Genomic DNA, 6,898 nt, shown 5'->3' with positions numbered 1-6,898 from the left:
CCCCCCACCCCGGCAGACCCCACGGGCACGGACGGCGTGGCGGGCGGGGAGGGGACCGTGTGGATGCCGCTGGGGCGCATCGTGGGTGCACGTTCCGGCGACAAGGGCGGCAACGCCAACCTGGGAGTCTGGGCCGCGACGCGGGACCGCTACGCGTGGCTGGCCGCCACCTTGACCCCTGACCGTCTCAAGCGGCTCCTGCCGCATCTGGCGGCGTACCGCATCGACCGCTACGAGCTGCCGAACCTCAAGGCGCTCAACTTCGTCGTCCACGGGCTCCTGGGCCGGGGCGTGGCGGCGAGCCCGCGCATGGACCCGCAGGCCAAGGCGCTGGGCGAGGAGCTACGCGCCCGGCATGTGCACATCCCCACGGCGCTCCTGGACTGAGCCGGCCATCCGCCATCCCAGCAGTCCCGCGCCCAGCAACCCCGCCCGCGCCCCGAGCGCTGACGCCCTGACCTCCGGCACCCTCCGCTCCGGACCGTGCGCCGCCACCCCCGGCGACGGCGACCGCCCGTCAGACGACGGGAGGGACGATCTCTGAGACGACGGGGACGGCCCTTGGGAAAAGAACGGCGGGTGGGGAGACAGGAGGGCCGACAGGCGGGCTCGGAGGGGGACGATCAGGGCGTCGCCCGCGTGTGAGACCCCGCCGCCGATGACGACAGCCGCCGGATCCAGCAGCCGCGTGTACGTGGCCAGCGCCAGGGCGAGCGCCTCCACGGCCGCGTCCCACACCCGCCCGGCCACCGCGTCTCCCTCCGAGGCTCGCCGCACCACCTCCTCGGCCCCGGCGGCGCCGTACCGGGCCGCGACCGCACCGCCCGACGCGTACGCCGCCAGGCAGCCCCGCTGCCCGCACCCGCAGGCCGCCCCGCCGGGCCGTACCGGGATGTGCCCGATCTGCCCGGCCCATCCGGCGGCGCCCCCGTACAACGACCCGGACAGGACCACCGCGCCCGCGATGCCCGTGCCGATGGGCAGGTAGAGGACGTCGTCCCCGCCCGCTCCGTAGGCCAGCTCCGCCTCCCCGGCCGCGCGGACGTCGTGCCCGAGCGCCACCGGCAGGTCCACGTCCGTGAACGACGACGCGGGCACGTCCCGCCACCCGAACGCGGCCGAGAAGACGGCCCGTTCCGCCGTGACGAGACCGGGCACCACCAGCCCCACCGCCAGCGGGCGTGTTCCCGGCCGGGGCCGGGTGAGGTCGGTGACGAAGGCGGAGACGGCCGCGATCACGCGCTCAGGGCCTTCGGCGCGGGGCGTAGGCCGCCGCTCGAAATGCAGACATGTCCCGTCGCAGGCGACAAGTCCTCCTTTCATGTTGGTGCCGCCGACATCGACCGCTACAACGCACTCCATGCCTTCATCCTGCTGCAGAAACCTTTTGAGATCAGACCCGGCGATGCAGAAAGATGAGGTCTCATGCGCCGCCTCATCCTCATCGACCTGGACGACTGCATCCGCCTGGCCAAGGACCGCGACTGGCCGCCGGAGGAGCACAAGTGGCGCCTGCTGTTCGAGATCGGCGAGCCGTACGGCATCGACGCCCCTGACGGCGACGGCCTGGCCGCGTGCAACGTCCTGACCTGCTACGGCGACGGGCACGCCGTGATCAGCATGGTGCTCACCGCGTCCCGCTACTCCAGGCAGGGCCTCGGCCGCGCACTCATGCGGCACGTGCTCGACCAGGCCGGCGACCGCACCGTCTTCCTCCACGCCACCAGGCAGGGCCGGCCGCTCTATGAGCAGCTCGGTTTCCGGGCGGTCGGCCGGGTGGCCAAGCACACGGGCGTCTTCGCGGGCGAGCCCTCGGGCCTGACCCGTCCCGCCACCGAAGCCGACCTCGACGCCATCCTCGCGCTCGACGCCGAGGTGTTCGGCATGGACAGGTCGGCGGCGCTGCGGCGGATGTTCACGTTCGGCGAGCGGGTCCGGGTGGCGGCCGGCGGTTTCGGCCAGTGCTGGCGCAACGACGACGCCACCGTGATCGGCCCGGTCGTGGCCGGCGACGAGGAGACCGCGCGCGCCCTGATCGGCGACCTGGCGCTCGATGCGGGCGGCGAGGTGCGGATGGACTTCGACCTCGCCCACGAGTCCATGATCCGGTGGGCGAGCGAGCACGGCATCGGCGAGCCGTGGGAGGTCGCGTTCATGGTGCGCGGCGACGACCTGCCCGGAGACCGGTCACGCCAGTTCCTCCCCTTCACGCAGGCGCTCGGTTGACCCGGTTCCCGGGGGCTGAATAGGGTTCCACCAGAACATAATTCTGGCCGAAGGGCGGCTCATGACCTCCACCCACATCGACGTCAGCGCCATCGACCTCGACGAGCTCGGCGCGTGGATGGACGATCAGGGGCTGCCGCCGGGCCCGATCACGAGGGTGACGCCGGTCCTCGGCGGCACGCAGAACGTCATGGTCCGCCTCGAACGCGGCGGCCGCCCGTACATCCTGCGCCGGCCTCCGCTGCACGCCCGCCGCAAGAGCAACGAGGTGCTCCGCCGCGAGGCCCGCGTGCTGGCGGCGCTGCACGACACCCCAGTGCCCGCGCCCACGCTGGTGGCCGCGCAGACCGCACGGGAGCCGGTGTTCTACCTCATGGAACCGGTCGACGGGTTCAACCCCTCGACCGGGCTGCCGGAGCCGCACGCCTCCGACGCGGCGATCAGGCACCGCATGGGGCTCGAGGCCGCCGCGGCGCTGGCCGAGCTGGGGCGGGTCGACCCTGACGTGCTGCCGGGGTTCGGCCGGCCGGAGGGGTTCCTGGAGCGGCAGGTGCCGCGCTGGCTCAAGGAGCTCGACTCGTACGGCGAGCTCGACGGCTACCCGGGACCCGACATCCCCGGGCTGACGGAGGCGGCCGGCTGGCTGACCCGCAACCTCCCCCGCACCTTCACGCCGGGCGTCATGCACGGCGACTACCACTTCGCCAACCTGATGTTCGCCTCCGACAGCCCGCGGGTGGCCGCCATCGTCGACTGGGAGATGTGCACGATCGGCGACCCGCTGGTCGACCTCGGCTGGCTGGTGGCGATGTGGCCGGCGGGCAACGACCACGTGCCCGGGTTGCCTGCGCCGCCTGAGATCATCGCCTACTACGCGGCGCTGTCCGAGCGCGACATGTCGGCCATCGACTGGTACGCGGTCATGGCCTGCTTCAAGCTCGGCATCGTGCTGGAGGGCACGCACGCGCGGGCGTGCGCCGGCAAGGCGCCCCAGGACATCGGCGACCTGCTGCACGCGACGACGCTCGGCCTCTTCGAGCGGGCCCAGGAGTTCATGGACGGCGCGCTCAATTGACCATATATCACGATTTTCGGAGAAACGATCACACATAGACCCCCGAGCCATACAATTGCGCGCAATTGCATCTGTATCGGGGAAGGATCGTCATGCGTATGCGGTTCCTCGGGTCCACATCAGAGGCGGGCGCCTGTCCCACCCTGTACGAGACCGACCGCGGCACCATCGTCGTCCAAGGCCTCCAGGTCACCGACGCGGAGGCGCTCGCGGACCTCCGCGACGTGCTCGACGGCGAGGGCGCCGTCGAGGTGCCCCGCGAGCTCATCACCGAAATCGCCCGCCGGGTCCTGCCCGAGGGCTCGGCAACCGCTTTCCCCACCTGCGGAGGAGCACCCACGGCTACCGGTTGATCACAATTGCGTACCACACTGGCATGATCGACGCATGCAGGGCTAACCTCTTGCGGCGTGACGTCCTTTCAGCAGGCGCGCATCGACCTCGGCAGCCAATTACGCCAGCTGCGCGAGGCCGCCCGGTTGTCCGGCAAGGAGCTGGCCGAGCAGCTGCGCTGGCAGCCGTCCAAGGTCTCGCGCCTGGAGAACGCCAGGCAGACCGCCACCGAGGACGACGTGGTCGTGTGGGCGCAGGCCGTACGCGCCTCGCCCGACACGACCGACGAGCTGATCCGGCAGGCGATCGCGCTGCTCGAACGGCACGACGACTGGAAGCAGCGCCACCGCAGCGGGCTGGCCGCCCTGCAGGAGGACGTCCGTGACCTGGAGGCGCGCACCAAGCTTTTCCGGGTGTTCGAGCCCGGCATCATCGTGGGCCTGCTGCAGACCTCCGAATACGCCAGGCACGTGTTCCGCAAGGTCAAGCGCCTCTACAGCGCCGCCGACCAGATCGACGCGGCGGTCCGGGTGCGCATGCAGCGCCAGGAGATCCTCTACGACCGCACGAGGACGTTCCGGTTCGTGGTGTCGGAGTCCACGCTCCGCACCCTCCTGGCGCCGCCCGAGGTGATGCGCGGCCAGCTCGACCGCCTGCTGGCCGTCAGCACGTTGCCGAACGTGGAGTTCGGCGTGATCCCCTTCGAGGCCGAGTTCCCGTCCAACCCGGTCAACGGGTTCTGGATCTACAACGATTCCATGGTCGGCGTGGCCACCATGACGAAGGACCTCGTCCTGCGCGACCCCGACGACATCGCCTTCTATGTCCGGGCGTTCGACGACTTCGCGAAGGTGGCCGAGTTCGAGGAGTCCGGACGGGAGGTCATCATCAGGATTCTTCACGACTACCGGAAACAAACTCCACATTAACCGCAGCAATTGCTTGCCTCCCGCCACAAGATCGTGCAATTCTGTCGCGAGACGTTGCGGAGGTGACGCATGATGCTTGATACCGCGCTCTGCCTCGAGCGGTTCGCGTGGCACGCGGGTCGTCACGCGGACCTGTCGGTCCAAAACCTCGCCCTGGCCAGTGACCCTGCCTACGTGTCGGTCCGCAACCGTTTCTCCGCCACCCTCACGGAGACCGTGACCTGCTCCGACGAGGGCGCGTTCATCACCTCCTGGGGCTACCGCCTGGGCACCTCAGAAGACGTCGAGTCCGCCGCCGCCCGCCTCGCCTTCCTCCTCGCCGCCCTGCCGGCCTAGGTCAGCACCCTGCCCGGTATAGGATCTTCTGCACTTCCGGCTGGTCGACGTTCTCCTCCGTGACGATCGTGGCGTCCGTCGGGATCGACGCCGTGACCTGCTGCCCCTTGACCGCGGCGACCGCCTGCTCGACGCCCTTGGCGCCGATGTCACCGGGCAACTGCGCGATCAGGGCCTGCACGACGCCGTCCTTGAGCTGCTTGACCTGCGCCGGCCCCGCGTCGAACCCCACCATCTTGACCTTGCCCAGCTTGCCCGCCTGCCGCAGGGCCGAGCCCGCGCCGGTGGCCGAGTTGAGGTTCGCCGCGAACACGCCGGCCAGGTCGGGATCCTTCGCCAGTGCCGCGTTGACGATCCTGGACGCCTCGCCGACGTCGTTGTGCGAGTACTGCACACCGAGATAGGTGATGTCCGGATGGTTCGCCTCGATCTCCTGCTCGAAGCCCTTGATGCGCGCGTCCACGGTGCTGACGCCGGGGTCGGTGGAGATGACCAGCACCTTGCCCTTGCCGCCGATCTGCTCCGACAACGCCTGGGCCGCCGCCGCGCCGCCCTTGACGTTGTCGGTGCTGATCCTGGACAGACCGATGCTCTCGTCCTCGACCACCGTGTCCACCAAAATGATCTTGATGCCCTGCTGCTTGGCCTGGGTCAGCGGCGCGATCATCGCCTTGACGTCGGTCGGCGCGATCAGCATGGCGTCCGGCGCGCTCGCGGTCACGGAGTTGACGATCGGCGTCTGGAGCGTCGGGTCGAACTTCTGCGGCCCCTGCACGTCGAGCGCCACGCCCAGCTCCTGGGCCTTGGCCTTCGCGCCGCAGGCCATCGTCTCGTAGAACTCCTCCCCGGCCAGGCCCTGCACGAGCGTGACCCGGGTCTGGTCGACGCCGCCCGCGTCATCCCCCTGCCCGCCACAGGCGCCGATCATCATCATCGCCGCGAAGATTGCCGTGATCTTGCGCATGGTGGTGCCTCCTCCTAATGGTCGCGGGCCCTGCGCCTCCACTGGTCGACGTAGACGGCGGCGACGAGCACCGCGCCCACCACCACCTGCTGCCAGAACGGCCGCACACCGAGGATCTGGAAGCCGTTCTGCAGCACGACGGGGATGAAGACGCCGATGACCGTGCCGGCCACCGTACCGACGCCGCCGAACAGGGACGTCCCGCCGATCACCACGGCCGCGATGGCCTGGAGGTTGTCGGTGGAGTGCGCGGACACGCCGGTGATGCCGTACTTGGCCAGCGACAGGCAGCCGGCCAGGCCCGCCAGCAGCCCTGCGAGGCCGTACACCTTGACCAGGTGCGCGCGCACGGCGACGCCGCCACGCCGCGCGGCCTCGGCGTTGGAGCCGATCGCGTACGTGTGGCGGCCGAACCGGGTGCGGGCGAGCATGAGGGCCAGGGCCGCGGTGATGGCGGCGCAGATCCACACGATCACCGGCACGCCCAGCCAGCGGGCCAGGCCGAGCCCGAGGTTGAGCTCGGTGGGGGCGCGCAGGTCGACGCCGCCGGTGAGCAGCAGCGCGCCGCCGAGCGACATGCCGAGGGTGCCGAGCGTCACGATGAGCGCCGGGATGCGCCCCATGGCGATCAGCACGCCGTTCAACACCCCCCAGGCCAGCCCGGCCACGAGGGCGGCCAGGGCGCCGAGCGCGAGCGACCCGGTGGCCTCCATGACCTTGGCCGCGGACACGGCCGAGAACACGAGCACCCCGCCCACCGACAGGTCGATGCCCGCCGTGATGATCACGTACGTCATCCCGGTGGCGAGCAGCAGCAGGATGGCCGCGTCGCTGACCAGGTTGAGCAGGTTGAACGAGGTGGGGAACGTGCGCGGCGCGAGCACCGAGAACGCCACCACCAGCCCTGCCAGCACCAGGCCGATCCACACGACCTGCGGGGCTCCGAGCCGGAGGTGCTTCATCGGCCGTCTTCCTGTTCGTCCAGACCCGCGACGCCCCGCCCAGGCCCGCCTCCCGCTTCGTCCACACCCGCGA

Annotated in this window: 9 protein-coding genes; 6 read left to right on the top strand and 3 right to left on the bottom strand. The window is 70.6% G+C overall.

Features of this window, described 5'->3' with window-relative positions; translation table 11 throughout:
* A partial coding sequence (locus tag E1294_RS50340; RefSeq protein WP_425465286.1) for an AtuA-related protein occupies positions 1 to 387 on the top strand: 387 nt, incomplete at its 5' end.
* Here the strand turns inward: E1294_RS50340 and E1294_RS50335 are convergent.
* Entirely contained in the window at positions 343 to 1,362 is a 1,020-nt protein-coding gene (locus E1294_RS50335; protein ID WP_181958678.1) for an ROK family protein, read from the bottom strand. The genes E1294_RS50340 and E1294_RS50335 overlap by 45 nt on opposite strands.
* Before the next feature lie 63 nt (positions 1,363 to 1,425).
* Between E1294_RS50335 and E1294_RS50330 the strand changes: the two genes are divergently transcribed.
* From E1294_RS50330 to E1294_RS50310, 5 genes are all read left to right on the top strand, one after another.
* Positions 1,426 to 2,226 carry a GNAT family N-acetyltransferase gene (locus E1294_RS50330; protein ID WP_132519954.1) on the top strand — a complete coding sequence of 267 codons (801 nt, stop codon included), beginning with the start codon at positions 1,426 to 1,428 and terminating at the stop codon, positions 2,224 to 2,226.
* A 61-nt stretch (positions 2,227 to 2,287) separates the two neighbouring features.
* Positions 2,288 to 3,301 carry a phosphotransferase family protein gene (locus E1294_RS50325; RefSeq protein ID WP_132519951.1) on the top strand — a complete coding sequence of 338 codons (1,014 nt, stop codon included), beginning with the start codon at positions 2,288 to 2,290 and terminating at the stop codon, positions 3,299 to 3,301.
* 92 nt (positions 3,302 to 3,393) lie between these two features.
* Complete coding sequence (locus E1294_RS50320; protein ID WP_132519948.1) at positions 3,394 to 3,654, top strand: hypothetical protein; 261 nt, start codon at positions 3,394 to 3,396, stop codon at positions 3,652 to 3,654.
* Between the two features lie 57 nt (positions 3,655 to 3,711).
* The gene (locus E1294_RS50315; RefSeq protein ID WP_132519946.1) at positions 3,712 to 4,563 is read left to right on the top strand and encodes a helix-turn-helix domain-containing protein; all 852 of its coding nucleotides are present in this window, start codon (positions 3,712 to 3,714) and stop codon (positions 4,561 to 4,563) included.
* 69 nt (positions 4,564 to 4,632) lie between these two features.
* Positions 4,633 to 4,899: a hypothetical protein gene (locus tag E1294_RS50310; protein ID WP_132519943.1), complete on the top strand. Its 267-nt coding sequence runs from the start codon at positions 4,633 to 4,635 to the stop codon at positions 4,897 to 4,899.
* A gap of 1 nt (position 4,900) precedes the next feature.
* Here the strand turns inward: E1294_RS50310 and E1294_RS50305 are convergent, their stop codons facing one another.
* Together E1294_RS50305 and E1294_RS50300 are read right to left on the bottom strand one after the other, a co-directional pair.
* On the bottom strand, positions 4,901 to 5,863 hold the full coding sequence (locus E1294_RS50305; protein ID WP_132519940.1) for an ABC transporter substrate-binding protein: 963 nt from the start codon (positions 5,861 to 5,863) through the stop codon (positions 4,901 to 4,903).
* Between the two features lie 14 nt (positions 5,864 to 5,877).
* The gene (locus E1294_RS50300; RefSeq protein ID WP_132519937.1) at positions 5,878 to 6,825 is read right to left on the bottom strand and encodes an ABC transporter permease; all 948 of its coding nucleotides are present in this window, start codon (positions 6,823 to 6,825) and stop codon (positions 5,878 to 5,880) included.
* Positions 6,826 to 6,898: the final 73 nt, after the last annotated feature.

The organism is Nonomuraea diastatica (assembly GCF_004349015.1).
GTDB lineage: Bacteria > Actinomycetota > Actinomycetes > Streptosporangiales > Streptosporangiaceae > Nonomuraea > Nonomuraea diastatica.
Note: the sequence above shows the minus strand (reverse complement) of the source record. Positions and strands in the feature narration are given on the sequence as shown.